Origin of the sequence: Williamsia sp., from assembly GCF_016462415.1 — a bacterium.
Lineage (GTDB): Bacteria > Actinomycetota > Actinomycetes > Mycobacteriales > Mycobacteriaceae > Williamsia_A.
This window is the reverse complement of record NZ_JAEMTF010000172.1, coordinates 3,087-4,850: the sequence shown is the minus strand read 5'-3', so window position 1 is coordinate 4,850 and position 1,764 is coordinate 3,087. Positions and strand designations below refer to the sequence as shown.

Below are 1,764 nucleotides of genomic sequence, written 5' to 3'. Positions count from 1 at the left end.
ATTCCCTACCGATCCGAGCCGCCATGGACGGCCTCTGGTACACCACCGGAGAAGGCCAACGCCTACGACTGACCCCACTGCACGACGGACGCGCCGTCCTGTCCGGAGTCCCCGACCCCTTCACCACCACCGACCCCGTCACCGTGGTCACTGCACTACCCGAATGGGTCCCGCTGGAGGCCCTGCACCCCGAGACAGCCGTCAGCGGACTCACCCTGTGCTGGTGGTGGGACGGCACCACCTGGGCATCCTCACCAACAGCCAACGCACGCAACATCGACGACCTCCGACTGCCCTGGGCAGAATCCAGCCAGGCAACCATCACCACCATCGAACAAATAGCCCTCGGAGCCGGGATCACCCCCCGTACCGACCGCATCACCCAATTCGTGCAGACCAGCGAATCCGACCCCGCCACCGCCCGCACCATGCTCACGGGGCTTTTCGCGTGACGACGCCTGCCAAGGCCCCCAACCGTCGGCCCGACCCAGAGAGCTACGCGGTGTTCGCCCGGGTGCGCGCCTCGGTCCGCCACGGCGACGGCCCAACCTTCCGCGAGATGGTTCGGACCACCCCCCACGCCGCGGACAAAGATGTGGTCGATCTGTGCTCGACCGGGCTGATCCGAGTACTCACCGGCACAGCGTCGGTCAACGCTCTACGCGAGGTGACCTCCGAGCAGGTCGAGCTGGCCGCAAACGTGCTGCACACCCGGTTCGCGCCGCTCATGGTGGGCGTGGCCTCCGCTCTGGCACCCACGCACACAGCCCATCTCATCGATGTCGCACTCAATCGCGCCGACGCATACGAGTGGGTGGTGAAGCTGGACATCCTCATCTACTTCAGATACTTCGTGGCCGGCCACCTGTTCGGTCCGCTGTCGCCGAACTGAAGACACGGGACCAGACTCAGTCCCAGAAACTGGTTTTCGGCGCCGGCCGCGCGGTATCGGGCCACTCATACGGGCCGGCCGGCATCGTCCACGTCGCGGGTAGGTCGTCGACGTGCCACCACCGGTCGTCACCGAGCCAGACAGAATAGGCCGACGAGTCGGGAAAATCTGAGTTCATCTTCATCCAGACCCGTGTCTCACCCGCCTGGCCGACGAACCACATCTCGTCCTCGGGGTCGATGGCGAATTGAATTGTGGCCGCAGCCACCGCATTCACGTCATCGATCCGATCATCGACGTCCATCTCAGTTTCCTCCTGCATTCGAGGGGCGCGCCCCGGCCGAAGTTCCGATCACATCGTCATCCCAGAGGTCGAATCCCGCGGTGTTGTCATAACCTCTGCGACGGGCAAACTCCTCGCGGAACCGGCGAGCCCCGACCGGCGGTGCCACCGAGCCCGAACTGCGCGTCACCACACCGTCGTCGCCCACGTAGAAGACCGGCCCACCAATCGTCATCGAGGCGAATGTCGACACGGTCGGGTCATAGCGGACGTACACCCGGTAACCCGCCGGAAGCCGTACCGCCACAAGTCGATCGAGCGCCATCGACGTCGCGAGACCTGCCTCTGCGACAGCCCGAAGACACGCGTCGATCGCCGAGCGCGGATCGAGCACCGGGCGCGCGCGGTCAGCCATCGCGTACCGGATCCGACCCGACTCCGCGAACATCCGCACCCACCGTGGCGCATCGACCGGCGCCATTTCGATGTCGGCTGCGTACGCCCACCGCGGTAGCAGCGACGCGGGCGGCGGCGGCCCGTCGACCGCCACCAACCGGGCGGAGGCAATATCGAGTTGCAGATGCCACCA

2 protein-coding genes and 2 pseudogenes are annotated in these 1,764 nt (G+C 66.1%); 2 read left to right on the top strand and 2 right to left on the bottom strand.

The features are described from left to right. Together JHC79_RS22625 and JHC79_RS22620 are read left to right on the top strand one after the other, a co-directional pair. Nucleotides 1–452 (top strand): annotated as a pseudogene (locus JHC79_RS22625) (hypothetical protein); the annotation flags it as partial. Further along, nucleotides 449–892, top strand: a complete 444-nt coding sequence (locus JHC79_RS22620; RefSeq protein ID WP_296395133.1) for a hypothetical protein — start codon at nt 449–451, stop codon at nt 890–892. The pseudogene JHC79_RS22625 and the gene JHC79_RS22620, both read left to right, overlap by 4 nt. A 16-nt stretch (nt 893–908) precedes the next feature. Here JHC79_RS22620 and JHC79_RS22615 read toward each other — a convergent pair whose 3' ends face one another. Together JHC79_RS22615 and JHC79_RS22610 are read right to left on the bottom strand one after the other, a co-directional pair. Then, nucleotides 909–1,196, bottom strand: a complete 288-nt coding sequence (locus JHC79_RS22615; protein ID WP_296395131.1) for a hypothetical protein — start codon at nt 1,194–1,196, stop codon at nt 909–911. Nucleotide 1,197: 1 nt separating this feature from the next. Continuing rightward, a pseudogene (locus tag JHC79_RS22610) lies at nt 1,198–1,764 on the bottom strand (hypothetical protein); the annotation flags it as partial.

Bases quoted from the DNA above. Each gene is read 5' to 3' on its own strand.
- JHC79_RS22615 (WP_296395131.1), bottom strand. From the start codon at position 1,196: ATGGACGTCGATGATCGGATCGATGACGTGAATGCGGTGGCTGCGGCC.